Source organism: Mycolicibacterium anyangense (assembly GCF_010731855.1).
Lineage (GTDB): Bacteria > Actinomycetota > Actinomycetes > Mycobacteriales > Mycobacteriaceae > Mycobacterium > Mycobacterium anyangense.
The window spans coordinates 1,100,418-1,126,022 of record NZ_AP022620.1 but is presented as its reverse complement, the minus strand read 5'-3'; the positions used below and the strand labels follow the sequence as shown (position 1 = coordinate 1,126,022).

Sequence of the window (25,605 nt, the reverse complement as noted above, 5' to 3'; positions counted from 1 at the left end):
ACAATGGCGACAGTTGCACCGTACGTCACATTTGTCGCAAGAGAAACTTCGCGCAAGAATTACATGTTTGTCATTTGCGGGATGTTGCCGAAAAGTAATCTTATTGATTTGCCAGGGTTGGCTATTTCGCCAGTTCACCCGGGGTTTCGGCATTTGACGCGCGCGCAACGCGACGCTGCAGAACTCGGGTCAAAACCGCCGCTGCGGCGACCCCGATGACCAATCCGATCGTTAATCCCATCCAGGGGAAATCGGGCGTTTGTAACTGGTCGACGAATGCCTGGGTTCCGACCACCGGGTTGGGCGCCGTCTTGGCCACATCCTGGCCGGCTTCGAGGAGCACCCGGTCGAACGTGGTGCTGTAGGTACCGGCCCATCCCGGGCTCAGCACCAGCACCGTCGAACCGGGGTTGGCGTGGCCGATCTCGGTGGCGACGTCCCGCAACGGGGTGTCGATCGGCGGACTGGTCGGCATCACCACGACCTTGAGGTCGATGCCGTTCTCCTTGGCCGCGGTCACGATCTTCTGCAGGCCCGCCACGTCGGCGGCCGGGGCGGCCACCCCGCCCTTGGCGACCTCGGACTGCACAGCGGCCATGCACTGCTCGAGCGGCGTAGCCGGGGCCAGGCCCACGGTGCTGCACACATCCACCGGTATATATGTCGGCGCGTGCGGAATCGTCACGATCCCAGACCGTACCGCGCGGCACCGACAGGGGTGGCAGCACGCGCCGAGTGCGACAAGACTGGTACCAGGCACCCCCGCCGGGACCGGCCAGGGGTCCGCCCGCTTTGCAGGACAACCGTACTGTTAGTATCCAGACCGGTGTCGACACAGCCCGTCGGCATCGAAGACAACGCCGGGAGTTGATGTGAGCAGCAATGATTCACTGAATTCGTTTGGAGCGCGCGACACCCTGAAGGTCGGCGACAACAGCTACGAGATCTACCGTCTCGACGCGGTACCCGGTACCGAGAAGCTTCCCTACAGCCTCAAGGTGCTCGCGGAGAACCTGCTGCGCACCGAAGACGGCGCCAACATCACCAAGGACCACATCCAGGCGATCGCCAACTGGGATCCCTCGGCCGAACCGAGTATCGAGATCCAGTTCACCCCCGCGCGTGTGCTGATGCAGGACTTCACCGGGGTGCCGTGCATCGTCGACCTGGCCACCATGCGCGAGGCCGTCACCCAGCTCGGCGGCGACCCGGACAAGGTCAACCCGCTCTCCCCCGCCGAGATGGTCATCGACCACTCGGTGATCCTCGACTTCTTCGGCGGCCCCGACGCCTTCGAGCGCAACGTCGAACTCGAATACCAGCGCAACGGCGAGCGCTACCAGTTCCTGCGCTGGGGCCAGGGCGCGTTCGACGACTTCAAGGTGGTCCCCCCTGGCACCGGCATCGTGCACCAGGTCAATATCGAATACCTGGCCCGCGTCGTGATGACCCGCAACGGATTCGCCTACCCGGACACCTGTGTGGGCACCGACAGCCACACCACGATGGAGAACGGCCTCGGCGTGCTCGGCTGGGGTGTGGGCGGTATCGAGGCAGAGGCGGCCATGCTGGGCCAGCCGGTGTCGATGCTCATCCCGCGCGTCGTCGGCTTCAAGCTCACCGGTGAGATCAAGCCGGGCGTCACGGCCACCGACGTCGTGCTCACCGTCACCGACATACTGCGCAAGCACGGCGTGGTCGGCAAGTTCGTCGAGTTCTACGGCAAGGGTGTGGCCGAGGTGCCGCTGGCCAACCGCGCCACCCTGGGCAACATGAGCCCCGAATTCGGTTCCACCGCAGCGATGTTCCCGATCGACGAGGAGACCATCAACTACCTGCGGCTGACCGGGCGCACCGAGGAACAGCTGGCGCTGGTCGAGGCCTACGCCAAGGAACAGGGCATGTGGCACGACCCGGCCAAGGAGCCGGTGTTCTCCGAGTACCTCGAGCTGGACCTGTCCACCGTCGTCCCGTCGATCGCCGGACCGAAGCGCCCGCAGGACCGCATCGAACTCAGCGATGCCAAGACGGCGTTCCGCAAGGACATCCACAACTACGTCGAGGAGAACCACCCGGCCCCGGAGACCAAGCTCGACGAGGCCGTCGAGGAATCCTTCCCGGCCAGTGACCCGGTGTCGCTGTCCTTCGCCGACGACGGTGCCGTCGACGCGCGGCCCTCGGCCGCCAACGGCGCCTCCGGCCGGCCGAGCAAGCCGGTCGTGGTCCGCTCGGCCGAGCGTGGCGAGTTCTTGCTCGATCACGGCGCCGTCGTGGTCGCCGGCATCACGTCGTGCACCAACACCTCCAACCCGTCGGTGATGTTGGGCGCGGCCCTGCTGGCCAAGAAGGCCGTGGAGAAGGGTCTGACCTCCAAGCCGTGGGTCAAGACCAACATGGCGCCCGGCTCGCAGGTGGTCACCGACTACTACACCAAGGCCGGCCTGTGGCCGTACCTGGAGAAGCTCGGCTACTACCTGGGCGGCTACGGATGTACGACCTGCATCGGCAACACGGGCCCGTTGCCGGAGGAGATCAGCAAGGCAGTCAACGACAACGACCTGTCGGTCACCGCGGTGCTTTCGGGCAACCGCAACTTCGAGGGCCGCATCTCCCCCGACGTCAAGATGAACTACCTGGCGTCCCCGCCGCTGGTGATCGCCTACGGCATCGCGGGCACCATGGACTTCGACTTCGAGTCCGACCCGCTGGGGCAGGACACCGACGGTAACGACGTCTTCCTGAAGGACATCTGGCCGTCGCAGAAGGAGATCGAGGACACCATCGCCTCCTCGATCAACCGCGACATGTTCACCAGCAGCTACGCCGACGTGTTCAAGGGTGACGAGCGCTGGCGGAACCTGCCCACCCCGTCGGGTAACACCTTCGAGTGGGATGACGCCTCGACCTACGTGCGCAAGGCCCCGTACTTCGACGGCATGCCCGCCGAGCCGCAGCCGGTGGCCGACATCAAGGGCGCCAGAGTCCTTGCACTGCTGGGCGATTCGGTGACCACCGACCACATCTCGCCGGCCGGCAGCATCAAGAAGGGCACGCCTGCCGCCCAGTACCTGGAAGCCAACGGCGTCAAGCCGGAGGACTTCAACTCGCTGGGCTCGCGGCGCGGTAACCACGAGGTGATGATCCGCGGCACCTTCGCCAACATCCGGCTGCGCAACCAGCTGCTCGACGATGTGTCCGGTGGTTACACCCGCGACTTCACCCAGGACGGCGGCCCGCAGGCGTTCATCTACGACGCCTCGCAGAACTACCAGAAGGCGGGCATCCCACTGGTGGTGCTGGGCGGCAAGGAGTACGGGTCCGGCTCGTCGCGGGACTGGGCGGCCAAGGGCACCAGCCTGCTGGGTGTGCGCGCCGTCATCACCGAGTCGTTCGAGCGCATCCACCGGTCGAACCTGATCGGCATGGGCGTGATCCCGCTGCAGTTCCCGGCGGGCGAATCCGCGGCCAGCCTCAAGCTGGACGGGACCGAGGTGTTCGACATCACCGGCATCGAGGAGCTCAACGCGGGCAAGACTCCGAAGACGGTCAAGGTGACCGCCACCAAGGAAGACGGCAGCACAGTCGAATTCGACGCCGTGGTGCGCATCGACACCCCCGGTGAGGCCGACTACTACCGCAACGGCGGCATCCTGCAGTACGTGCTGCGCAACATGTTGCGGGCCGGCTAGCCCGGCCAGCGGTCGGACCAGGAGATGCCCCGGGTCAGCGAGGATCATCTGGCGGCTCGCCGCCGCCAGATCCTCGACGGTGCACGGCGCTGCTTCGCCCAGTACGGGTACGACAAGGCGACGGTGCGCCGGCTCGAGCAGACCATCGGCCTGTCGCGTGGTGCGATCTTTCACCACTTCCGCGACAAGGACACGTTGTTCTTCGAGCTGGCCCGGGAGGACGCCGAGCGGATGGCCGAGGTGGCCTCCCGCGAGGGGCTGATCCAGGTCATGCGCGAAATGCTTGCTGCGCCAGACCAATTCGATTGGCTGGCCACACGGCTGGAGATCGCCCGCAAGCTGCGCAACGATCCGGTGTTCAACCGGGGGTGGGCTGAGCGCTCAGCGGAGTTGTCGGCAGCCACCAGCGACCGGCTGCACCGGCAGAAGCAGGCCGGCCGGCTGCGTGATGACGTGCCGCGCGATGTGCTGCAGTGCTACCTGGATTTGGTGCTCGACGGGCTGGTGGCCCGGCTGGCGGCAGGCGAGGACCCGGCGCGGCTGTCCGCGGTGCTCGACGTCGTCGAGGAATCCGTTCGGCAGCCCTGACTAGCGAACGCGGCTGCGGTGGTTGGGGCCACCGCGGCTGCGCATCGCGGTGCCCGACTCCCGCAGCATGGCGTGGATCGAGCCGTACGAACGGCCGGTGGACGCCACCAGGGTTCGGATGCTGGCACCACCCTCGTACGCGTGCCGCAAGTCGTTCAGCAGTTGATCGCGAGCTTGATTGGGCTTCCTCATCAACACCCTCCCCGGTCGAGCTGGCCCCCGCTGCTCCACAGCGTAGGAGTGCCCGTCGGCGATATGGCCGGAATCACCGAAATGGTTTGTGGCCGTGTGTCAGGCGAGTTCGATCAGATCCCGGTACTCCTGCGACCAGAAATCCTCGGTGCCGTCCGGAAGCAGGATCACGCGCTGCGGGTCGAGCGCCTCGGCGGCACCCGGGTCGTGGGTCACCAACACCACCGCACCTTCGTAGCTGCGCAGCGCGTCGAGCACCTGTTCGCGCGACGCCGGATCGAGGTTGTTGGTGGGCTCGTCGAGCAGCAGCACGTTGGCGGTCGACGCCACCAGCCCGGCCAGCGCCAGACGCGTCTTCTCGCCGCCGGACAACGTGCCGGCCGGCTGGTCGAGCTGGGGGCCGGTGAACATGAAGGCGCCCAGCAGACCACGAAGGTCCTGCTCGCCGGTGTCGGGGGCGGCGTGCCGGATGTTCTCCCACACCGTCGCGTTGTTGTCGAGGGTGTCGTGTTCCTGGGCGAAGTACCCGAGTTTGAGTCCGTGTCCCGGTTCCAGTCCGCCGGAGTCCGGGGTCTCGGTGCCCGCCAGCAACCTCAGCAGGGTGGTCTTGCCCGCGCCGTTGAGACCCAGCACCACCACCCGCGAACCGCGGTCGATGGCCAGGTCGACGCCGGTGAAGACCTCGAGCGACCCGTAGTTCTTGGTCAGCCCCTTGGCCACCAGTGGTGTCTTCCCGCACGGCGCCGGCGTCGGGAACTTGATCCTGGCTACCTTGTCGGCCACCCGCTCGGCATCGAGTTCGGCGATCATCCGCTCGGCGCGGCGCAACATGTTCTGTGCCGCAACGGCTTTGGTTGCCTTCGCACCCATCTTGGCCGCCTGGGCGCGCAGTGCGCCGGCCTTCTTCTCGGCATTGGCGCGTTCCCGCCGGCGGCGTTGCTCGTCGGTGGCACGTGCATCGAGGTACTTCTGCCAGCCCATGTTGTACACGTCGGCCTCGCCGCGCACCGCGTCCAGGAACCACACCCGGTTCACCACATCGGCGAGCAGTTCCACGTCGTGGCTGATCACGACCAAGCCGCCGGTGTGGTTCTGCAGGAAGGTGCGCAACCAGCCGATCGAGTCGGCATCGAGGTGGTTGGTCGGTTCGTCGAGCAGCAGCGTGGTGCCCGAACCGGCGGCACCGGCACCACCCTCGCTGGCCGCGAACAGGATTCTGGCCAACTCGACCCGTCGGCGCTGGCCGCCCGAGAGGGTGCGAAGCGGTTGGGTGAGAACGCGTTCCGGCAAACCGAGACTGGCGCAGATGCGGCCGGCCTCGCTCTCGGCGGCGTACCCACCGAGCGAGGCGAAGCGTTCCTCGAGCTGACCGTAACGCCGGATCGCCTTGTCGCGAGCGGCGTCGTCGACCACCTCGGCCATCAGCACCTGCTGCTTCTCCAGATCCGCGAGCAAGGTGTCCAGGCCGCGAGCTGAGAGCACCCGGTCGCGTGCCAGCACGTCGAGATCGCCTTCGCGCGGATCCTGCGGCAGGTATCCCACCTCGCCGGACCGGACCACCGTCCCGGCATACGGTTCACCCTCACCGGCCAGGATGCGCATGGTGGTCGTCTTGCCGGCACCGTTGCGCCCGACCAGGCCAATGCGGTCACCGGGCTGAACGCGCAACGCCGGGCCTTCGGCGAGCAGCAGCGTTCGCGCGCCTGCGCGGACCTCCAGGTCCGTCGCGGTAATCACGCTGCTACCTCCTGTACCTCCCCGGGTCGCGGCGCTCGTGCCCCCGAGGGCTTACTTCTCGTCGGTGAAGACCGGGGCCCGCTTCTCGGCGCGCGCGGCAACCGCCTCTTCGAAGTTGGCGGTGAGCAGGCGAACGTAGAGCTGCCCGAGGCCCTCGGCCTGCATGTGCCCCTCTAGGGTACTGGCGTCCAGACCCGTCCACAGCGTCCGCTTGGTCAGTTCGGTGCCGGGCCGGGAGAACCCGGCGATCCGCCCGGCGATCTCGTAACAGGTCGGCAGCAGCTCCTCGGCCGGCACCTGCTTGGACACCAGACCGATTCGTTCGGCCTCCTGGGCGTCCACGTCGCGACCGGTGAGCATGATCTCGAAGGCCCGCGACGAGCCGATCGCCCGAGGTAGCAGGTAACTGAGGCCCAGTTCGCTGGCGGTCAGGCCGTTGTTGATCCCGGCGGCGCGGAAGTACGCATCACCGGCGGCGACCCGGATGTCGGCGGCCAGTGCCAGGCACAGCCCGCCACCGATCGCCGCGCCGTTGACCGCGGCGATGACCGGCTGATGCAGCCTGCGGATGGCCAGAATCACATCGTCGAGCAGTTCCATCGAGCGCAGTCCATAGGACGGCCGGGTCAGACCGGAGACGTGCGGCACCGATCCGGCCGACTTGTGGTCGGCGCCCGACGAGAAGCCGCGGCCTGCGCCGGTCAGGACGACCACGCGCACCGAGTTGTCGTAGGTGAGCTCGGTGAGTACCTCTTTGAGCGGGACCATGACGTCGAACGCCATCGAGTTCATCCGCTCGGGGCGGTTCAGGGTGACAAGAGCGACGTGCGGCTGCGGGTGCTCGACGAGGACAAAACCTGTGTCACGAATCACCGTTGCACGCTATCGCGTGCAGGGGCGGGAAAGCTCAGACGTCCTCTGACTGGGACTGGGCCACCGCTGCGTCGACGTCGAACTCCTTGACCTGCCGGATCAGGTCCTCCAGCGCGGCGGGCGGCAGCGCACCGGCCTGGTTGAAGATCAGCTTGCCCTTCTTGAACGCCATCAGCGTCGGGATGGAGCGGATCTCGGCGGCCGCGGCGAGCTGCTGCTCGGCCTCGGTGTCGACCTTGGCGAACACCACGTCAGGGTGCTTCTCGGAGGATGCGGAGAACGTCGGCGCGAACGCGCGGCACGGACCACACCACGAGGCCCAGAAATCGACGAGCACGATGTCGTTCCCGGTGATGGTGTCGTTGAACTGGTCTGCGGTGAGGTCTTGAGTAGCCACGAAAGTCCTAACGTCGGAGTAAGGCTGTCTGTTCCCTGCCGGGTTCAGTACAAACGGGACAGCGCTGCCGCCGCATCGAATCCGCCGAACTCGCCGAGCGCGCCGTCGCGCAGGTGGTTGACCCAGGCGGGGTCGGCGAGCAGCGCACGCCCGACGGCGATGATGTCGAACTCACCGGCCTCGAACTGGTCGAGAAGCCGGTCGACGGGGGCAGGCAGGATAGGCCCGCCGGGCCCGCCGGGCTTGAACTCGGTTTCCAGCCCCACCGATCCGACGGCGATGACCGGCAGTCCGGTGAGCTTCTTGGTCCACCCGGCCAGGCTCAGATGCGGGTCCTCGTCTTCGAAGCCGGGCAGGTAGTGCCGACGGGTGGACGGGTGCAGCACGTCGACACCGGCGTCGACCAGCGGGGCCAGCACCTGTTCGAGTTCGGCCGGGGTGTCGGCGATCGTGGCGTCGTAGCGGTTCATCTTCCACTGCGAGAAGCGGTAGATGATCGGGAAGCCCGGTCCGACCGCGGCCCGCACGGCGGCGACGACCTCGGCCGGGAACCGGGTGCGGGCCTGCAGTGAGCCGCCGTAGCCGTCGGTACGGCGATTGGTTTCGGCCCAGAGGAATTGGTCGAGCAGATACCCGTGGGCGCCGTGGATCTCCACGGCGTCGAATCCGGCCTCGCGAGCGTTGCGGGCACCAAGCGCGAAAGCCTGCGCCACCGCGGGCAGTTCCTCGGTGCTCAGCGCGCGGCCGACCGGGTTGCCGGTCACGTCGAGCCCGGAGGGACTGACCGGCGTCTGCTCGGCGGTGTCACCGTCGTGCACACCGCGGGCCACGCCCTGATGCCACAGCTGCGCGGCGATGGTGGCCCCCTCGGCATGTACCGCGTCGGTCACCGCGCGCCACCCGCGCACAACCTCGGCACCGTCGAGTTCGGGGATGGCCTCGGGCCAGCCGGCCGCGGGGTGCGGCATGCGGATTCCCTCGGTGATGATGAGCGCGGTTCCGCCGGCTGCGCGTCGCCCGTAGTACGCCGCCACATCGGGGCCCGGCACGCCGCCCGGCGAGGCCCCGCGGGTCATCGGGGCCATCGCGAACCGGTTCCGCAAGCTCAGCGATCCGATCGTCAACGGCGCGAACAGTTGCTGCAGTCGTGCGTCGTCCACCATGAGCCAAGTCAACACCCACCGCGGCGCGCGGCATTCCCTCAGGTCTCGAAGTCGCGGAAGGCCTGCATCAGACGATCGCGGAAGCCGGGGTCGAGATCGTCGCGCTCGAGGCGGCCCAGCGTGTCGACGGTGCCCCGGAACTGCTGGAGGTAGCTCTCGCAGCCGTCGCACTCGGCGAGGTGCAGGTCGAAGCGGGCGCGGGTGTCGGGGTCAAGGGCGCCATCGAGGTAGGCGGTGACCAGTTCCACCAGCTCATCGCAGTTGAGCGGAGTCACCGGGGCGGTCATGAGCGCTCCGCCAGATAGGCCTCGAGGGCTTGGCGCACGGCGGCCCGGCCGCGGTGCAGCAACACCCGCTGATTGGCGGCGCTGATCTCGAGCAGTTCGCACACCTCGTTCGAATCGAAGCCGAGCATGTCGCGCATGGTCACCACCTGTCGTTGCCGCTGCGGCAGCTTGTCCAGCTCGGCCCGGGCCACGTCGGCGAGCTCACGGCCCAGGACCGACCCTTCGGGGGTCTCCGGGAACGGCGCCGGTTGCTCTCCGCTCTTCCAGTGACCGGCCCACCGGTCCCCCGGTGGCCGGAACCGGGAGGACTCGACGGTTCCGCCGGTGAACGCGGCGATCTCGGCGTCGTCACTGCGCCGCTCCCGGATCCCGCGGGCCTTGGCGATGTTGATCAGGACGGCGAACAGCCAGGTGCGCAGCGAGGAGCGGCCTTCGAACTTGTCGATGCCCTTCACCAGAGCGATCCACGTTTCCTGGACCACTTCTTCGGCGATCTCGCGGCTGGGCACATAACCGCGGGCAACCCGTAGCAGCGCCGGGGTGTGCTCGTCGACCAACGTGGCGAACACCAGCTCGTCGCGGGCGCGCAGCGCCGCGATCACCTCTGATTCGTCCGCCGCAGCCGCCATCGACTGCAGATGCTAGCCGCCTACAGATTTGCCTGTGCAGCACGGAAGAAATCGGCGATCTCGGCGGCCAGGTCGTTGATGTCGGCATCGGCGTCCAGCGGGTACAGCGCCCCGAAGGCAGCGTTCCACAGCGGCCCCGTGCGCGGGTTGGCGGCGAAATCCCAGGGCCCGACATAGGCGTACGGCAGCGGGTGGCTGTCGTCGCCGGCCGACACCCCGTAGTTGACCTCGTCCTGTGTGGCGGCGACGTCGAGGTGCTCGGGCCAGAGCACCGGATGTCCTTGGGCCAGAACGGTTGTCAGGGCGAAACCGCCCGCGTACAACGCCCGGTAGAGGAGTTCGGCGGCACCGGCGTCGACATCGAGGACGGTGTCGAGGTCCAGTGCGGCGACCGAGTGATAAAGGTCAGTGGGCGGCGGGCCGACGTCGAGGCCGGAGGCCGCCACGAGGTCTCGCACCGGGCCGACCAGCGGCGCGGATCCGTCCGACCAGACCAGGCTGGTGCCGTGCACCGCAACCGGCACCGCGGTTGCGGTGAAGCCGTCCCGGCGCACGGCAAGACGAATGGTTCCCGCAGCGCGGTACTGCGGTCCGGCTAGAAAACTCTCGGCGACGCCGTGCAGTTGGCGACGGGTCGCGACGATGGTCTGGGAGCCACTCATCGCGACACCGGCCGCTAGACCGTGAAGCCGAGGGCGCGCAGTTGCTCGCGGCCGTCCTCGGTGATCTTGTCCGGCCCCCACGGCGGGTTCCACACCCAGTTGATCCGGGCTTCGTTGACCAGTCCGGCACCGACGAGCGCGGTCAGCGTCTGGTCCTCGATGACGTCGGTGAGCGGGCAGGCCGCCGACGTGAGCGTCATGTCGATGAGTGCCACCGTGCCGGTGTCACCTTTCGCCACGTTCATCCCGTACACCAGACCGAGGTCGACGACGTTGATCCCGAGTTCGGGGTCGACCACATCGCGCATCGCTTCTTCGATGTCGGCCAGCAACTCCTCGGACAGTGCCGATTCCCGGGTCGCTTCGCTCCTGCCCGTCGGTGTCTCGGTGGCTTCCTGCTCGCTCATTTCCTGTCCTCCACGTCTATTCGGTGCGATGCCTGGGCTACCGCGTCTTTGAAAGCCAGCCAGCCCAGCAGTGCGCATTTGACCCGCGCCGGGTATTTGGCCACGCCGGCGAAGGCCACGCCGTCGCCGAGGACGTCCTCGTCGCCCTCGATGGTTCCCCGCGAGGACACCATCTCGGAGAACGCCGCGACGGTCTTGAGGGCATCGCCCACGCTCTGGCCGATCACCTGGTCGGTCAGCACCGAGGTGGCGGCCTGGCTGATCGAACACCCCTGACCGTCGTAGGACACGTCCTCGACGGTCTCGCCGTCGGCTGACAGCGCCACCCGCAGGGTCACCTCGTCACCGCAGGTCGGGTTGACGTGAAAGACCTCGGCGCCGAAGGGTTCCCGCAGCCCACGATGATGCGGGTGCTTGTAGTGGTCCAGGATCACTTCCTGGTACATCTGTTCCAGTCGCACTACATCACCTCCCCGGTCGCTGCGCTCCTGCCCACCGCCATCACCTGCCGAAGAACTCGATCGCGCGGCGCACCCCGGCAACCAGCCGGTCCACCTCGTCGAGGGTGTTGTAGACGGCGAACGAGGCGCGCACGGTGGCGGCGACGCCGAAGCGCCGGTGCAGCGGCCATGCGCAGTGATGGCCGACGCGCACCGCGACTCCGTCGTCGTCGAGCACCTGGCCCACATCGTGGGCGTGCACACCGTCGACCACGAACGCCACCGGCGAGCGCCGCCCCGCCGGATCGGTCGGACCGATGATCCGCACCTGCGGGATGTCGGCCAGACCTTCCAGTGCAGCGGCCACCAGCCGATGCTCGTGGGCAGCCACCGCATCCATCCCGATCGCATCAAGATACCGTGCGGCGGCGGCCAATCCGACCACCTGGGAAATCATCTGAGTGCCAGCCTCGAACCGCTGCGGGGGCGGCGCGTAGGTGGCTCCCTCCATGGTTACCGTCTCGATCATCGATCCGCCGGTGAGGAACGGCGGCAGCTTCTCCAGGACCTCGGCGCGACCGTAGAGGGCGCCGATCCCGGTGGGTCCCAACATCTTGTGACCGGAGAACGCCGCGAAGTCGACACCCAGCGCACGGAAGTCCACCGCCTGGTGCGGCACCGACTGGCAGGCATCGAGCACCGTCAGCGCACCGACCGCCCTGGCGCGGGCGATCATCTCGGCGACCTCCGGTGCGGCACCGGTGACGTTCGACTGATGCGTGAAGGCCACCACTTTCACCCGCTCGTCGAGCTGCAACGAGTCCAGGTCGACGGTGCCGTCATCGGTGACCCCGTACCACTTGAGGGTGGCCCCGGTGCGCCGGGCCAGCTCCTGCCAGGGGATCAGGTTGGCGTGGTGTTCCAGCTCAGTGGTGACGATGATGTCGCCGGGCCCGACCGCCCCGTCGAGTCTGCTGTCCCCCAGCACGTAGGACACCAGATTGAGGGCCTCGGTGGCGTTCTTGGTGAACGCCAGCTCGTCGGGGCCGGCGCCCACGAAGGCCGCGATGTCGGCGCGGCCCTGCTCGTAGGCGTCGGTGGACTCCTCCATCAACTGGTGAGCGCCGCGGTGCACTGCCCCGTAGTGATTGAGTAGGAAATCGCGTTCGGCATCGAGCACCTGCAGCGGCTTCTGGGAAGTCGCCCCGGAATCGAGGTACGCCAATTGGTGCCCACCGCGCATGACCCGACTCAGGATCGGGAAGTCGGCGCGGATCTTGGCCAGGTTGGCGACGTCGAGATCGACCGAGGCGGTCATGTCACGCCCCCGCCGGCGCAGCCTGCTGGGTGAAGCGCTCGTAGCCATTTTCCTCGAGCTCGTCGGCCAGCTCCGGCCCACCGGACTGCACGATGCGGCCGTCGACGAAGACGTGCACAAACTGGGGCTGGATGTAGCGCAGGATGCGGGTGTAGTGCGTGATCAGCAGCACGCCGGCGTCCTCGGCCTGGGCATACCGGTTGACGCCCTCGCTGACCACGCGCAGCGCGTCGACGTCCAGGCCCGAGTCGGTCTCGTCGAGGATCGCGATCTTCGGCTTGAGCAGACCCAGCTGCAGGATCTCGTGGCGCTTCTTCTCGCCACCGGAGAACCCCTCGTTGACGCTGCGTTCGGCGAACTGCGGGTCGATGCCCAGGTCCGCCATCGCGGCCTTGACCTCCTTGACCCAGAGCCGCAACTTGGGGGCCTCACCGCGGACGGCGGTGGCGGCAGTGCGCAGGAAGTTCGACATCGACACCCCCGGCACCTCCACCGGATACTGCATCGCCAGGAAGAGTCCGGCACGGGCGCGCTCGTCGACGCTCATCGCCAGCACGTCCTGACCGTCGAGGGTGATCGACCCGGAGGTGACGGTGTATTTGGGGTGGCCGGCGATGGCATAGGAGAGGGTGGATTTACCGGAACCGTTGGGTCCCATCACCGCATGGGTCTCCCCCGACTTCACCGTCAGGTTGACGCCCTTGAGGATCTCCTTGGCGCTGCCGTCCTCGTTGGCGACGCTGACGTGGAGGTCCTTGATATCCAGAGTGCTCACTGTGTTCTCGATTCTGTAATCGCGAGTTCGCGTTCGATGGCGTCGGTCAGGCGGTCGCGGATATCGGGCACCGCGATCTTGGCGATGATCTCGCCGAAGAAGCCGCGCACCACCAACCGGCGGGCCTGTTCCTCGGGGATGCCGCGAGCCTGCAGATAGAACAACTGCTCGTCGTCGAAACGTCCGGTGGCACTGGCGTGCCCGGCGCCGACGATCTCGCCGGTCTCGATCTCCAGGTTGGGCACCGAGTCGGCGCGGGCGCCGTCGGTGAGCACCAGGTTGCGGTTCACCTCGAAGGTGTCGGTGCCGGTGGCCTCGGCCCGGATCAACACATCACCCACCCACACGGTGTGGGCGTCGGGCTTGGCAGAGGCCGGATCACCTTGCAGCGCACCCTTGTACAGCACATTGGACGTGCAGTTCGGCTGGGAATGGTCGACCAACAGCCGCGACTCGAGGTGCTGACCTTCGTCGGCGAAGTACAGGCCGAGCAGTTCGGCGTCGCCGCCGGGCCCGTCGTAGCGCACCGTCGCCGCCATCCGGACCACCTCGCCGCCGAGGGAGACCGCGACGTGCCGCAGCACCGCGTCCTTCCCCAGCCGGGCGTGCTGCGCATTGACGTGCACCACGTCATCGGCCCAGTCGGCGATCCACACGACGGTCAGCCGCGCCGCATTGCCGAGCACGAATTCGACGTTGTCGGCGTAGGTTCCACTGCCGCGGTGATCGATCACCACAACGGCCTCGGCGAGCTCCTCGGCGCGCAGCTGCAGATGGCCGTAGGCCGTTGCGCCCTCGCCGGGGCCGGTGACCACGATCTCGACCGGCGCCTCGACCTGGGTCCCGCGCGCAACGGTGACGACAGTCGCCGCATTGAACGACGAAAATGCTTGCGCAGCAACACGATCGGCGGGCACACCACCCTGACCGAGGCGATCGTCGCCACGACGGACGGTCTCGACCGTCACCCCGGGTTGCTCACCGACAGTGATCTGCGCCGCGCCGGTGGCCGGCGCCGAGCCGCTGTGCAACCCGCGCAGGCGCTTGAGCGGGGTGAACCGCCAGATCTCGTCGCGGCCGCCGGGCACCTCGAAGGCGTCGACGTCGAACGAGCTGAATTGCTCGCCCTTGTTGGAGCCGACGGTCTCGACGGCTTCAGTGAGGTTGCTCATTTATCTTTCCCGTCGCTTCGCTCGCCCCACTTAGCCGACCGCGCCTTCCATCTGGAGCTCGATGAGCCGGTTGAGCTCGAGCGCGTATTCCATCGGCAGTTCCTTGGCGATCGGCTCCACGAAGCCGCGCACCACCATCGCCATCGCCTCATCCTCGGTCATACCGCGGCTCATCAGGTAGAACAGCTGATCAGCGCTGACCTTCGACACGGTGGCCTCATGCCCCATCGTCACGTCATCCTCGCGGATGTCCACGTACGGGTAGGTGTCGCTGCGGCTGACCGTATCAACAAGCAGCGCATCACATTTCACGCTCGAGCGTGAGCCGTGCGCACCCTTGTTGACCTGAACCAGGCCACGGTAGGAAGCCCGGCCACCACCGCGGGCCACCGACTTGGACACGATGTTGCTGCTGGTGTTCGGGGCCAGGTGCACCATCTTGGCGCCGGTGTCCTGGTGCTGACCCTCGCCGGCGAACGCCACCGAGAGCACCTCGCCCTTGGCGTGCTCACCGGTCATCCAGACGGCCGGGTACTTCATGGTGACCTTCGAGCCGATATTGCCGTCGACCCATTCCATCGTGGCGCCGGCCTCGGCACGGGCCCGCTTGGTGACCAGGTTGTAGACGTTGTTCGACCAGTTCTGGATGGTCGTGTAGCGCACCCGCGCGCCGGGCTTGACGACGATCTCCACGACCGCGGAGTGCAGCGAGTCGCTCTTGTAGATCGGCGCGGTACAGCCTTCGACGTAGTGGATGTAGGAACCCTCGTCGGCGATGATCAGCGTGCGCTCGAACTGGCCCATGTTCTCGGTGTTGATCCGGAAGTAGGCCTGCAGCGGGATGTCGACGTGCACGCCCGGCGGCACGTAGATGAACGAACCACCCGACCACACCGCGGTGTTGAGCGCCGAGAACTTGTTGTCCCCGGCCGGGATCACCGTGCCGAAGTACTGCTTGAAGATCTCCGGGTGTTCCTTGAGGCCGCTGTCGGTATCGAGGAAGATCACTCCCTGGGCTTCGAGGTCTTCCCGGATCTGGTGGTAGACCACCTCGGACTCGTACTGCGCGGCGACACCGGCGACCAGCCGCTGCTTCTCGGCCTCCGGGATACCCAGTCGGTCGTAGGTGTTGCGGATGTCCTCGGGCAGGTCTTCCCAGGAGGCAGCCTGCTTCTCGGTGGAGCGCACGAAGTACTTGATGTTGTCGAAGTCGATGCCCTCGAGGTTGGATCCCCAGTTCGGCATCGGCTTCTTGTCGAACGTGCGCAGCGCCCGCAGTCGGATGTCGAGCATCCACTCGGGCTCGTTCTTCTTCGCGGAGATGTCACGCACCACCGCTTCGGACAGACCGCGGCGGGCCGAGGCGCCCGCGACGTCGGTGTCCGCCCAGCCGTAGCCGTAGCGGCCCAGCGAGGCGATCGTCTCCTCCTGGCTGAGCGGCTCGGCCGGCCTGGTGTCCGGGGTGAGTGTCATGGCGACGCTCCTTCGGCGTTGTGGTGGCTTCGGCGCGGGCTGTGCGCCGAAGGTGAAGCTCTAGGGTTGTCCCGGATTCAGCGGCACGTGGGTGGTGCAGGCGCAATCTCCGTTGGCAATCGTCGCCAACCGTTGCACATGGGTGCCGAGGATCTCCGACATGGCCTGCTGCTCGGCCTCGCACAGCTCCGGAAACTCCTCTGCCACATGCGAAACCGGGCAGTGATGCTGACAGATCTGGATGCCCTGGATGGGCCCGCGCACCTTGGTGGTGGTGGTCGCGTACCCGGCCTTGCTCAGGGCGTCGGCCACCCGTTCGGCTGTCGACTCGACATCCTCGGGGCCGTCGGTGACCCCGGCGAGGATGGCGTCGATGCGACGGCGCGCGAAGGTCTGCACCGCCTGGTCGCCGCCGATCTCACGGAGCTGGCGCATGGCCGCCGATGCCAGATCGTCGTAGGTGTGCTCCAGCTTGGCCCGGCCCGCCGGGGTCAGCCGGTAGCGCTTGGCGGGCCGGCCGCGACCGACCTGCTGCCATGCTGCGGCAGCCATCGCCTCGGCGTCCCCGCCCTCGATGAGGGCGTCGAGGTGACGACGCACTCCAGCGGCGGAGATGCCCAGGCGACGGCCGATCTCGGCGGCGGTGATCGATCCCGACTCCAGCAGCAGCTGCACGATCGCGCGCCGTGTCTGGCCGTCATGCGCCGCCACCGCGCCCGCAGCGGGCACCGGATGGAGGCCGGCCGGGATTTTCACAACACCAGTGTGACGCAATTCGTGGGGCGATGTCCACCAAGGGCACCCTCAGCAGCCTCGGGCGCCCGTTCCCCGGCGGTTAGAGTGCTGTGGTGGCAGCCCGCCAACACTCCCTGAGCACCTCGATCGCCCGACTGCACGGCGACGAACGGACTGTTGCGCCGCCACTCAACGCCGCCGAAGCACGGTCGATGCGCCGCACCCGGCTGTTCGGCGCCACCGGAACGGTGCTGATGGGCATCGGTGCGCTCGGCGCTGGCGCGCGACCGGTCGTACAGGACCCCACCTTCGGTGTCCGACTGCTCAACCTGCCCTCGCGGATCCAGACGGTGTCGCTGACCATGACCACCACGGGTGCGGTGATGATGGCCCTGGCCTGGTTGATGCTCGGCCGCTTCACCCTGGGGCCCAGGCGGATGTCGCGAAGCCAGCTCGACCACACCCTGTTGCTGTGGATGGTGCCGCTGCTCATCGCGCCGCCGATGTACTCCAAGGACGTGTACTCGTATCTGGCGCAGAGCCAGATCGCCCGGATCGGGCTCAACCCGTACAAGGTGGGGCCCGCCCCGGGCCTTGGCCTCGACCACGTCTTCACCTTGTCGGTGCCCAGCCTGTGGCGCGAGACGCCGGCGCCGTACGGACCGCTGTTCCTGTGGATCGGGCGGGGTATCTCCGCGCTCACCGGAGAGAACATCGTGGCCGCCGTGCTCAGCCACCGGCTGGTGGTGTTGTTCGGGGTCAGCCTCATCGTCTGGGCGGTACCGCGGCTGGCCCGCCGCTGCGGCGTCGCCGAGGTCAACGCGCTATGGCTCGGCGCCGCCAACCCCCTACTGCTGATGCACCTGGTCGCCGGCATCCACAACGAGGCGCTGATGCTCGGCCTGATGCTGATCGGCACGGAGTTCGCGTTGCGCGGCATCGACTCGGTCCGGCCGCTGCTGCCCCGGCCGGTGCACTGGCCGCACGGGCGGGACCAGTGGGCGACCTGGGTTCCGGCCACCATGCTGGTGCTCGGCGCCGTCTTGATCACGATGTCGTCGCAGGTCAAACTGCCGGGCCTGCTGGCGCTCGGGTTCGTGGCGATGGCCCTGGGTCATCGCTGGGGCGGCACCGTCAAGGCGTTCCTGCTCGCCAGCACCTTCATGATGGGCATCTCGCTGGTCGTGATGGCCGTCATCGGCTGGGCCAGCGGTCTGGGCTTCGGCTGGATCTTCACCCTGGGCACCGCGAACGTGGTGCGCAGCTGGATGTCGCCCCCCACGCTGCTGGCGCTGGGCACGGGCCAGGTGGGCATCCTGCTCGGTCTGGGCGACCACACCACCGCGGTGCTGTCGCTGACCCGCGCCATGGGTGTGTTGATCATCACCATCACCGTGACGTGGCTGCTGCTGGCCGTCCTGCGCGGGCGTCTGCATCCGGTAGGCGGGCTGGGCGTGGCTCTCGGCGCGACGGTGCTGCTGTTCCCGGTCGTGCAGCCGTGGTACCTGCTCTGGGCGGTCATCCCACTGGCGGCGTGGGCCACCCGACCGGGTTTCCGCATTGCCACCATCGCCGTGACCTTGATCGTCGGCATTTTCGGGCCCACCGCCAACGGCGACCGGTTCGCCTTGTTCCAGATCGTCGACGCCACCGTCGCGAGCACCGTCATCGTGCTTCTCCTGATCGCGCTGACCATCAATCGGCTGCCTTGGCGGACCGTGCCGGGCACCACCGAAACGTTCAGCGGCCAGGAGCCCGATCCCCCGGTCTCCGACCCGCCGAACCAACCGCCCACGCCGCGCTCCGCGCCGGACGCCTACGCTGAGACCCCGTGAGTTCCGGCTCCGAAATCCCCGTGCGGCTGCGCGGGGTCACCAAACGCTATGGGTCGACGACGGCTGTCTCGAACCTCGACCTCGACGTGCAGCCCGCCGAGGTGCTGGCCCTGCTGGGTCCCAACGGCGCCGGCAAGACCACCACGGTGGAGATGTGCGAGGGGTTCGTCCGGCCCGACGAGGGCACGATCTCGGTCCTCGGACTGGATCCGGTCGCCGACAATGCCCGCGTCCGGGAACGGGTCGGGGTCATGCTGCAGGGCGGCGGCGGCTATCCCGCGGCCCGGGCCGGCGAGATGCTCAACCTGGTCGCCTCCTATGCGGCCAACCCGCTGGACCCGGCCTGGCTGCTGGACACCCTCGGGCTCACCGACGCCGCACGCACCACCTACCGCCGGCTCTCCGGCGGTCAGCAACAGCGGCTGGCATTGGCCTGCGCGCTGGTCGGCAGGCCGGAGCTGGTCTTCCTCGACGAGCCGACCGCCGGGATGGACGCCCACGCCCGGCTGGTGGTCTGGGAGCTGATCGACGCGCTTCGCCGGGACGGGGTGACGGTCGTGCTCACCACACACCAGCTCAAGGAGGCCGAGGAACTGGCCGATCGGATCGTCATCATCGACCATGGCTCCTCGGTGGCCTCCGGAACGCCCGCGGACCTGATGCGCGACGGCGCCGAAGGTCAGCTTCGGTTCACCGCGCCGCGCCGGCTCGACCTGTCGCTGTTGATCACCGCGCTGCCGGAGAACTACACCACCTCCGAGGTGTCGCCCGGCGAATACCTGGTCGAGGGCGATATCGACCCCCAGGTGCTGGCGACGGTGACGGCCTGGTGTGCCCGGCTCAATGTGCTGGCCACCGACGTCCGCGTCGAACAGCGCAGCCTCGAGGATGTGTTCCTCGACCTGACCGGCAAGGAGCTACGGCCATGAGCGAGCTCTTCCCCGCGGGCACGTTCCGCCCGGATCCCCGGCCGAACGCGGTGCCCACGATGCTGGCCGCCCAGTACGGGCTGGAGCTGAAGCTGTTGCTGCGCAACGGGGAACAGTTGCTGCTGACCATGTTCATCCCGATCACGCTGCTGATCGGACTCACGCTGTTGCCGCTGGGCTCCTTCGGCGAGCATCGGGTGAACGTGTTCGTGCCGATGATCATGGCGCTCGCGGTGATCTCGACCGCCTTCACCGGTCAGGCGATCGCGGTGGCGTTCGACCGGCGCTACGGGGCACTCAAACGCCTCGGTGCCACCGCCCTGCCGGTGTGGGGCATCATCGCCGGCAAGGCACTTGCCGTCGTCACGGTGGTGTTCCTGCAGGCCCTGCTGCTCGGCGGGATCGGGCTGGCGCTCGGCTGGCGGCCGCATCCGCTGGGCCTGCTGCTCGGTGCGGTGATCATCGCGCTGGGCACGGCCGGCTTCGCCGCGATGGGTCTGCTGCTCGGCGGGACGTTGCGGGCCGAGATCGTGCTCGCGGTGGCCAACCTGCTGTGGTTCGTCTTCGCCGGCCTCGGTGCGCTGACACTGGAGACGTCGGCCATCCCGCGGGCGGTGTCCTGGGTGGCGCGGCTGACGCCGTCGGGCGCACTCACCGAGGCGCTGACCCGGGCGATGTCGCTCTCGGTGGACTGGTTCGGCATCGCGGTGCTCGCGGTGTGGGGCGCGGTGTCGGCGCTGGCCGCCCTGCGCTGGTTCCGCTTCACCTGAGCACAGCCCTACTACGGGGTGTAGTTCGCCGTCCTCTACGATCGGGCGGTGCGGTTATTCCTGCGGTTGGTGGACCTTCTTCCACTGCCCAGCCTGCGCACCCAGCGCGTCATCGCCGCCGCGGTGCTGCTGACCCAAGCCGGTATCGCGGTCACCGGCGCGATCGTGCGCGTCACCGCGTCCGGACTGGGCTGCCCCACCTGGCCGCAATGCTTCCCGGGGAGCTTCACCCCGCAGCCGCATCCCGAGGTGCCCGGCATCCATCAGGCCGTGGAGTTCGGCAACCGGATGATCACGTTCCTGGTGGTCATCACCGCGATCCTGGCCGTCCTGGCCGTCACCCGGGCGCGCCGGCGCCGCGAGGTGCTGATCTACGCCTGGTTGATGCCGGCCTCGACCGTGCTGCAGGCGGTGATCGGCGGCATCACGGTGCTGACCGGCCTGCTGTGGTGGACGGTGGCCATCCACATGCTGGCCTCGATGCTGATGGTCTGGCTGGCCACCCTGCTGTTCGTCAAGATCGGCGAACCCGACGACGGTGTCACCACCGCGCTGGTTCCGAAACCGTTGCGGCAGTTGACCCTACTGAGCGCGCTGGCGCTGTCGGCGACGTTGATCACCGGAACGACGGTCACCGGCGCCGGCCCGCATGCCGGCGACAAGAGCCCGCAACGGGTGGTACCTCGCCTCGAGGTGGAGATCATCACGCTGGTGCACGCGCACTCGACGTTCCTGTTCATCTACCTGTCGCTGCTGATCGGTCTGGGGGCAGGCTTGTGCGCCGTGTACGCGCCGCGGCTGATCATGCGGCGGCTGGCCGTGCTGATCGCCCTGGTGGTGGCCCAGGGTCTGCTCGGCGCGGTGCAGTTCTTCACCGGGGTGCCCGCCGTCCTGGTGGCCTTCCACGTCGCCGGTGCGGCAGCCTGTACCGCGGCCACCGCCGCGTTATGGGCGTCGATGCGACAGCGGGCCGAGCCCAAGACGCTCGCAGGCTGACTCCACGGCCAGAGCGAACGCGCGCTGCTGCAACGCCCTGGTCGGCTCGTCGAGCTGACGCCAGCCCAATGACGGCTCGATCAATTCCAGCTCGAGCAGTAGCGGCGCGTCGGGTCCGCCGATCAGGTCGACGCGGGCGTACAACAGATCTCCGCGGGCGATTCCCAGGTGCCGCGCGGCCGCGTCCAGCGCGGCGTAGCCCACGTCCCACATGGCGAAATCCGGGTCGGCGCCCCGCAACGACTCCGCGGCGAACGTGCCCGACTCGTCGAGTTCGGGCAATTCGCCCTCCGGCGGCAGCATCGGCCCCTTGGTGAAGGCATGGGATTGCTCACCGCCGAGGAACACCAGCGCGGTCTCGCCGGCCTCCACCCGGGCGTCGTAGGGCTGGACCAGCGCGGTACGGCCGCTGGCCTGCAGGGCCGCAGCGTGCTCGCGGGCGGCAGTCCGGTCGGTGAACCGCCGGGTATCGATGGACCCGGCCCCGATCGCCGGTTTCACCACGACCTCCCCCTTGGGCAGTCGCAGCTGCTCCCCCGGCTCGAAGAAAGACGACGGCAGCGTCGGCACACCCGCGGCGGCCAGGTCGTCGAGGTAGTGCTTGTCGCTGTTCCAGGCGACCACCGCCGGGCCGTTCAGCAGGTTGGGCACCCGGGTGGTCCAGGCCAGGAACTCGTCTCGACGCTCGGCGTAATCCCAGGTTGCCCGGAGGATGACGAGGTCGGCCGCCTCGGTCTGCGGGTCGTCCCAGGACAGCCAGCGGGCGTGCAGGCCGCGGGTGCGCAACGCCTCGATCACGCCGTCGTCGTCGCCGTCACCGGAGACCAACTGCGGGCACCCGGCCAGCACGATCTTGGGGTGGAACAGGTCGGGACGGGCTAGCGACACGGGCGACTTCACACCGGGGATGATAGTGACATGCACGCAATCGAAGTCGCCGAGACAGGTGGTCCCGAGGTCCTCTCCTACGTCGAGAAGGACACGCCCGCACCCGGCCCGGGCCAGGTGCTGATCCAGGCGGACGCGATCGGCGTCAATTACATCGACACCTACTTTCGGTCCGGGCTGTACCCGCGCGAGGTGCCGTTCGTCCTGGGCAGCGAGGTGTGCGGGACGGTGGCCGCCGTCGGGGACGATGTTGCGGCGATCGCACCCGGCGACCGGGTGGTCACCGCGAACGCCGCCGGCGCCTATGCCGAATTTTGCACGGCGCCAGCCGATTTCGTCGCCTACGTGCCGGATGCGGTGCAGTCCGACGCGGTGGCCTCGGCGCTGCTGAAGGGGATGACGGCGCACTATCTGATCAAGTCGGTGTACGAGGTGCAGCCCCGCGACACGGTGCTGGTGCACGCCGGAGCCGGCGGAGTGGGCCTGATCCTGACGCAATGGGCCACCAGCCTGGGGGCCAGGGTGATCACCACCGCGTCCACCCCCGAGAAGGCCGCACTGTCGCGGCAGGCCGGCGCCGTCGAGGTACTCGACTATCCGGATGACCCGAGCGTGTTCGCCGCCGCGGTCCGCGACCTCACCGGGGGCCACGGGGTGGCCGCCGTGTACGACGGAGTGGGCAAGTCGACGTTCGACGCGAGCCTGGCCAGCCTGGCGGTGCGCGGCACGCTGGCCTTGTTCGGCGCCTCCAGTGGTCCCGTGCCGCCGGTGGACCCGCAGCGCCTCAACGCCGCCGGTTCGGTGTTCCTGACCCGGCCGAACCTGGCCCACTTCACTCGCACACCCGACGAATTCGCCTGGCGGGCAGGCGAACTCCTCGACGCGATCGCCGACGGGTCGATCACGATCACCGTCGGCGGTCACTACCCGCTGGCCGATGCCGCCCAGGCGCATCGCGATCTGCAGGGCCGCAAGACCACGGGCTCGATCGTCCTGGTGCCCTGACCGGGGATCCAGCTACGTCGACGTTGTGACGGTCGACGGAATACAGACGTCGACGAGCACCGCGACAAGCCCGCCCAGGGCCGTCAGGGCGATCCGCTGACCCACCGTGTGCAGGTCGGCACTACCGGTCACATCGATCAAGAACACCGTGGCCGCCGCCAGCGCCGCGCTCAGCGCCACATATCCCGCTGGCGCCACCGCGTAGGCGATAGCCAGACAGATCACTGCCGCCACTGCCGACACCGCGCCGACCGGATGACCGAGCGCGGCGATGGCGCTGGCCGCGGTGACACCGAGCATGTTTCCGACGATCCGCATGCCCACCCGCTTGCGGGTGTGGCCACCGTCGGGACGGCTGACCATCAACACCGTCAGCGGAAGCCAGAAGCCATGTGGCACATGCCATATCAACACCGCAGCCACGCACCCGCCGACCCCCAGACTCAGCCGGATCGCGTGGCGAAGGACGGGCGAGGAGACGCGCAGGTGCGACCGGACGGCAGCCAGCGCCTGACGCTGCGCGCCGAGGAACCCTGGCCGGCGCAGCATCTCCGGCTCCGTCCCCGGGTGCCGTCCATGCAGGCGGATGGCTTCCAGCGCATGGATATCCGCGACGAGCCGACCCACAGATGCGGGACCACTCCCCTGTGCCGCAGCGTCAAAGGCGTTCAGTGCGCGCTCGATGACCACCCGGTTCAGCCGGCCGGGTGCCGTCAGTGCGTCGATGACGTCCGCGGTGGCCGGCAACAGGTCGCGGCCGATGGGTGCATTCGCCAGCATCGCCAGAGAGTCCGCCAGGCGTTCGGGCAATCCGAGGTAGGTGCGGTAGGCCAACGGCCGCCTACGCGCCTGCCCCGCGGTCAGGGTGAAGGCGGCGCGAAGGAAGTCGATCGGCGCGCGGTCCAGGCGGGTTGTGGGGTCGGCGGCGGCGGCGCGTGCGTACTGTGCCACCGCACGGTAGGCGTTGGTGAGCGCGGCGCGCTGAGCGGCCCACCGAGCCCGGGGCCAGATGGCGATCAGCAGTACTTGCAGCAGTCCACCGGCGACGGTGATCCCAGCGCTGATGGCGGCGTGACTCACCGAGCTCTGCTGGGCGGGTGCCGCGACGAGCACCGAGGACGACGCGGCCGTGACCAGACCGGCGGTCGGCGTGATTCCCCACGTCAGCCCCGCGGCGAAACACCACAGGACCGTCGTTGCGACGTAGAGCACCGGGTGCGTGAATGTCAGGACACCCAGGAAGGCCGCGATGGCCATTTGTGCCGACGACCAGGCGGCAGCGGGGATCGGGCCGTGCGGTGCGTCATCGAGGGACACCGCACCGGCGATGGCCGCGGCCATTCCGGCGGGAAAGGCAGCACCGTCCGGCCCCCACCGTGCCGCGACCAGTACGACCATCGAGACGCCGACGACGCCGCGAAGCACCTCGCTATAGAACGCCCACCACGAAAGCTGACGCAGTTAGCGCACCAGCAGCTGGGCGACGGTGGGCAGATCCAGTGCGGAGTCCACCGCCAGCGCCACGAACACCAATGCAAGGTAGTTGTTCGACTGCAGGAACAGCCGCAGCGGTTTGACCGGGTTGCCGCGGCGAACCCCGGCGTGCAGCTGGTGGGCCATCACCAGGAACCAGGCCCCCGCCAGCGCGGCGACCGCCGCGTACAGCCAACCGGCGGCCGGGATCAGCGCGAGGGTGGCCGCCACGGTGAGCCAGGTGTAGATGACGACCTGCCGGGTGACCTGCAGTTCGGTGGCGACCACGGGCAGCATCGGCACCCCGGCGGCGGCGTAGTCGTCCTTGTACTTCATCGCCAGGGCCCAGGTGTGCGGCGGTGTCCAGAAGAAGATGATCGCGAACATCACCAGCGCCTGCCAGCCGATGGTGTCGGTCACCGCCGACCAGCCGATCATCACCGGCATGCAGCCCGCGGCACCGCCCCAGACGACGTTCTGCGAGGTCCGGCGCTTGAGCAGCAACGTGTAGACCAGCACGTAAAACGCGATGGTGGCGGCGGCCAGATGGGCCGAGAGCATGTTGGTGGTCCACCACAGCCAGAAGAACGACGCCACTGACAGCGCCAGCCCGAACACCAGCGCATGGCTCCGGGGCACGGTGGCCCTGGCCAGCGGGCGGCGCTCGGTGCGCTTCATCACCTTGTCGATGTCGGCGTCCGCCACGCAGTTCAGCGCGTTGGCGCCGGCAGCGGCCAGCATGCCGCCGAACAGGGTGTTCGCGATCAGCAGCGGGTCAACCGTGCCCCGGCCGGCCAGCAGCATCGCCGGAATCGTGGTGACCAGGAGCAGTTCGATCACGCGCGGCTTGGTCAGCGCGAGATAGCCCAACAGTCTGTCGCGGAACCGGACCGGCGCCCCTTCGACGAGGTGCACTTCGCGAACTCTCACGCAACTGACTCCTGACAACCGGCGGCCACGCCAACGATCTACTACAGGCGATGGTAGACCGCGGGACCCCGCCGCCGGAACTCAAGGGGCAATTCACGGCGAGTTCACCACAGTGAGAGAGTCGCAGGCGTAGTTCTTCGCCTGCTGGTAACGCTGCAGGCAGCACTGTGCAGTGATGACCCATCCGGCACTAGGGTGATGTAAGGCCCCAGCTTGCCCGCCGACCTGACGACGCCAGGAGT

The 25,605-nt window shown here is 68.2% G+C and carries 26 protein-coding genes; 7 read left to right on the top strand and 19 right to left on the bottom strand.

Features of this window, described 5'->3' with window-relative positions; translation table 11 throughout:
• Positions 1-121: 121 nt before the first annotated feature.
• Complete coding sequence (locus G6N35_RS05335) at positions 122-685, bottom strand: Rv1476 family membrane protein (protein ID WP_163803315.1); 564 nt, start codon at positions 683-685, stop codon at positions 122-124.
• Between the two features lie 205 nt (positions 686-890).
• On the opposite strand from G6N35_RS05335, the gene G6N35_RS05330 reads away from it, so the two are divergent.
• Both G6N35_RS05330 and G6N35_RS05325 read left to right on the top strand, forming a co-directional pair.
• Entirely contained in the window at positions 891-3,689 is a 2,799-nt protein-coding gene (locus tag G6N35_RS05330; protein ID WP_163807477.1) for an aconitate hydratase, read from the top strand.
• 24 nt (positions 3,690-3,713) lie between these two features.
• Positions 3,714-4,277 (top strand): TetR/AcrR family transcriptional regulator, encoded by a 564-nt coding sequence (locus G6N35_RS05325; RefSeq protein WP_163803314.1) that lies wholly within the window; start codon positions 3,714-3,716, stop codon positions 4,275-4,277.
• On the opposite strand, the gene G6N35_RS05320 is transcribed toward G6N35_RS05325, so the two are convergent.
• From G6N35_RS05320 to G6N35_RS05250, 15 genes are all read right to left on the bottom strand, one after another.
• Positions 4,278-4,469 (bottom strand): helix-turn-helix domain-containing protein, encoded by a 192-nt coding sequence (locus G6N35_RS05320; protein ID WP_163803313.1) that lies wholly within the window; start codon positions 4,467-4,469, stop codon positions 4,278-4,280.
• 99 nt (positions 4,470-4,568) lie between these two features.
• Positions 4,569-6,206, bottom strand: coding sequence for an ABC-F family ATP-binding cassette domain-containing protein (locus G6N35_RS05315; protein WP_163803312.1), 1,638 nt, complete (start codon positions 6,204-6,206; stop codon positions 4,569-4,571).
• A gap of 51 nt (positions 6,207-6,257) precedes the next feature.
• Complete coding sequence (locus G6N35_RS05310) at positions 6,258-7,079, bottom strand: enoyl-CoA hydratase (protein WP_163803311.1); 822 nt, start codon at positions 7,077-7,079, stop codon at positions 6,258-6,260.
• A 34-nt stretch (positions 7,080-7,113) separates the two neighbouring features.
• Positions 7,114-7,476, bottom strand: coding sequence for a thioredoxin (trxA, locus tag G6N35_RS05305; protein WP_163803310.1), 363 nt, complete (start codon positions 7,474-7,476; stop codon positions 7,114-7,116).
• Positions 7,477-7,520: 44 nt separating this feature from the next.
• Positions 7,521-8,639, bottom strand: coding sequence for an NADH:flavin oxidoreductase (locus G6N35_RS05300; RefSeq protein ID WP_163803309.1), 1,119 nt, complete (start codon positions 8,637-8,639; stop codon positions 7,521-7,523).
• A gap of 38 nt (positions 8,640-8,677) precedes the next feature.
• Positions 8,678-8,926, bottom strand: a complete 249-nt coding sequence (locus G6N35_RS05295; RefSeq protein ID WP_163803308.1) for an anti-sigma factor family protein — start codon at positions 8,924-8,926, stop codon at positions 8,678-8,680.
• Positions 8,923-9,555: an RNA polymerase sigma factor gene (locus G6N35_RS05290; RefSeq protein ID WP_163803307.1), complete on the bottom strand. Its 633-nt coding sequence runs from the start codon at positions 9,553-9,555 to the stop codon at positions 8,923-8,925. The genes G6N35_RS05295 and G6N35_RS05290 overlap by 4 nt, the downstream gene beginning before the upstream one ends.
• A gap of 20 nt (positions 9,556-9,575) precedes the next feature.
• A complete protein-coding gene (locus G6N35_RS05285) occupies positions 9,576-10,217 on the bottom strand; it encodes a hypothetical protein (RefSeq protein ID WP_163803306.1) in 642 nt (213 codons plus the stop codon).
• Positions 10,218-10,231: 14 nt separating this feature from the next.
• A complete protein-coding gene (locus G6N35_RS05280) occupies positions 10,232-10,624 on the bottom strand; it encodes a metal-sulfur cluster assembly factor (RefSeq protein ID WP_163803305.1) in 393 nt (130 codons plus the stop codon).
• A complete protein-coding gene (sufU, locus tag G6N35_RS05275; protein ID WP_163803304.1) occupies positions 10,621-11,085 on the bottom strand; it encodes a Fe-S cluster assembly sulfur transfer protein SufU in 465 nt (154 codons plus the stop codon). Before sufU ends, G6N35_RS05280 begins: the two co-directional genes overlap by 4 nt.
• 40 nt (positions 11,086-11,125) lie before the next feature.
• Complete coding sequence (locus G6N35_RS05270) at positions 11,126-12,382, bottom strand: cysteine desulfurase (RefSeq protein WP_163803303.1); 1,257 nt, start codon at positions 12,380-12,382, stop codon at positions 11,126-11,128.
• A 1-nt stretch (position 12,383) separates the two neighbouring features.
• Positions 12,384-13,157, bottom strand: a complete 774-nt coding sequence (sufC, locus tag G6N35_RS05265; protein WP_163803302.1) for a Fe-S cluster assembly ATPase SufC — start codon at positions 13,155-13,157, stop codon at positions 12,384-12,386.
• Positions 13,154-14,329 carry a Fe-S cluster assembly protein SufD gene (sufD, locus tag G6N35_RS05260; protein ID WP_163803301.1) on the bottom strand — a complete coding sequence of 392 codons (1,176 nt, stop codon included), beginning with the start codon at positions 14,327-14,329 and terminating at the stop codon, positions 13,154-13,156. The genes sufC and sufD overlap by 4 nt, the downstream gene beginning before the upstream one ends.
• Positions 14,330-14,359: 30 nt before the next feature.
• Positions 14,360-15,802 carry a Fe-S cluster assembly protein SufB gene (gene sufB / locus G6N35_RS05255; RefSeq protein WP_163803300.1) on the bottom strand — a complete coding sequence of 481 codons (1,443 nt, stop codon included), beginning with the start codon at positions 15,800-15,802 and terminating at the stop codon, positions 14,360-14,362.
• Positions 15,803-15,862: 60 nt separating this feature from the next.
• Positions 15,863-16,576 carry a helix-turn-helix transcriptional regulator gene (locus tag G6N35_RS05250; protein WP_163803299.1) on the bottom strand — a complete coding sequence of 238 codons (714 nt, stop codon included), beginning with the start codon at positions 16,574-16,576 and terminating at the stop codon, positions 15,863-15,865.
• Positions 16,577-16,650: 74 nt separating this feature from the next.
• On the opposite strand from G6N35_RS05250, the gene mptB reads away from it, so the two are divergent.
• The 4 genes from mptB to G6N35_RS05230 are packed head-to-tail and all read left to right on the top strand — an operon-like array spanning position 16,651 to position 21,067.
• Positions 16,651-18,372: a polyprenol phosphomannose-dependent alpha 1,6 mannosyltransferase MptB gene (gene mptB, locus G6N35_RS05245; protein WP_163803298.1), complete on the top strand. Its 1,722-nt coding sequence runs from the start codon at positions 16,651-16,653 to the stop codon at positions 18,370-18,372.
• The gene (locus G6N35_RS05240; RefSeq protein WP_163803297.1) at positions 18,369-19,301 is read left to right on the top strand and encodes an ABC transporter ATP-binding protein; all 933 of its coding nucleotides are present in this window, start codon (positions 18,369-18,371) and stop codon (positions 19,299-19,301) included. Before mptB ends, G6N35_RS05240 begins: the two co-directional genes overlap by 4 nt.
• Complete coding sequence (locus G6N35_RS05235; RefSeq protein ID WP_163803296.1) at positions 19,298-20,071, top strand: ABC transporter permease; 774 nt, start codon at positions 19,298-19,300, stop codon at positions 20,069-20,071. Before G6N35_RS05240 ends, G6N35_RS05235 begins: the two co-directional genes overlap by 4 nt.
• A 48-nt stretch (positions 20,072-20,119) precedes the next feature.
• Positions 20,120-21,067 carry a COX15/CtaA family protein gene (locus G6N35_RS05230; RefSeq protein ID WP_163803295.1) on the top strand — a complete coding sequence of 316 codons (948 nt, stop codon included), beginning with the start codon at positions 20,120-20,122 and terminating at the stop codon, positions 21,065-21,067.
• On the opposite strand, the gene G6N35_RS05225 is transcribed toward G6N35_RS05230, so the two are convergent.
• Positions 21,017-21,955 carry an ATP-grasp domain-containing protein gene (locus G6N35_RS05225; RefSeq protein WP_163807476.1) on the bottom strand — a complete coding sequence of 313 codons (939 nt, stop codon included), beginning with the start codon at positions 21,953-21,955 and terminating at the stop codon, positions 21,017-21,019. The genes G6N35_RS05230 and G6N35_RS05225 overlap by 51 nt on opposite strands.
• Before the next feature lie 30 nt (positions 21,956-21,985).
• Between G6N35_RS05225 and G6N35_RS05220 the strand changes: the two genes are divergently transcribed.
• The gene (locus G6N35_RS05220; protein ID WP_163803294.1) at positions 21,986-22,960 is read left to right on the top strand and encodes a quinone oxidoreductase family protein; all 975 of its coding nucleotides are present in this window, start codon (positions 21,986-21,988) and stop codon (positions 22,958-22,960) included.
• Between the two features lie 12 nt (positions 22,961-22,972).
• Here G6N35_RS05220 and G6N35_RS05215 read toward each other — a convergent pair whose 3' ends face one another.
• Together G6N35_RS05215 and G6N35_RS05210 are read right to left on the bottom strand one after the other, a co-directional pair.
• Positions 22,973-24,385, bottom strand: a complete 1,413-nt coding sequence (locus tag G6N35_RS05215) for an FUSC family protein (RefSeq protein WP_163803293.1) — start codon at positions 24,383-24,385, stop codon at positions 22,973-22,975.
• Between the two features lie 36 nt (positions 24,386-24,421).
• Positions 24,422-25,363 carry a heme o synthase gene (locus G6N35_RS05210; RefSeq protein WP_163803292.1) on the bottom strand — a complete coding sequence of 314 codons (942 nt, stop codon included), beginning with the start codon at positions 25,361-25,363 and terminating at the stop codon, positions 24,422-24,424.
• Positions 25,364-25,605: the final 242 nt, after the last annotated feature.

Coding starts and splice junctions, on each gene's coding strand:
- G6N35_RS05270 (WP_163803303.1), bottom strand. CDS start 12,382: ATGACCGCCTCGGTCGATCTCGACGTCGCCAACCTGGCCAAGATCCGC.
- G6N35_RS05290 (WP_163803307.1), bottom strand. CDS start 9,555: ATGGCGGCTGCGGCGGACGAATCAGAGGTGATCGCGGCGCTGCGCGCC.
- G6N35_RS05280 (WP_163803305.1), bottom strand. CDS start 10,624: ATGAGCGAGCAGGAAGCCACCGAGACACCGACGGGCAGGAGCGAAGCG.
- G6N35_RS05285 (WP_163803306.1), bottom strand. CDS start 10,217: ATGAGTGGCTCCCAGACCATCGTCGCGACCCGTCGCCAACTGCACGGC.
- G6N35_RS05320 (WP_163803313.1), bottom strand. CDS start 4,469: ATGAGGAAGCCCAATCAAGCTCGCGATCAACTGCTGAACGACTTGCGG.
- sufB (WP_163803300.1), bottom strand. CDS start 15,802: ATGACACTCACCCCGGACACCAGGCCGGCCGAGCCGCTCAGCCAGGAG.
- G6N35_RS05235 (WP_163803296.1), top strand. CDS start 19,298: ATGAGCGAGCTCTTCCCCGCGGGCACGTTCCGCCCGGATCCCCGGCCG.
- sufD (WP_163803301.1), bottom strand. CDS start 14,329: ATGAGCAACCTCACTGAAGCCGTCGAGACCGTCGGCTCCAACAAGGGC.
- G6N35_RS05220 (WP_163803294.1), top strand. CDS start 21,986: ATGCACGCAATCGAAGTCGCCGAGACAGGTGGTCCCGAGGTCCTCTCC.
- G6N35_RS05325 (WP_163803314.1), top strand. CDS start 3,714: ATGCCCCGGGTCAGCGAGGATCATCTGGCGGCTCGCCGCCGCCAGATC.
- G6N35_RS05295 (WP_163803308.1), bottom strand. CDS start 8,926: ATGACCGCCCCGGTGACTCCGCTCAACTGCGATGAGCTGGTGGAACTG.
- G6N35_RS05300 (WP_163803309.1), bottom strand. CDS start 8,639: ATGGTGGACGACGCACGACTGCAGCAACTGTTCGCGCCGTTGACGATC.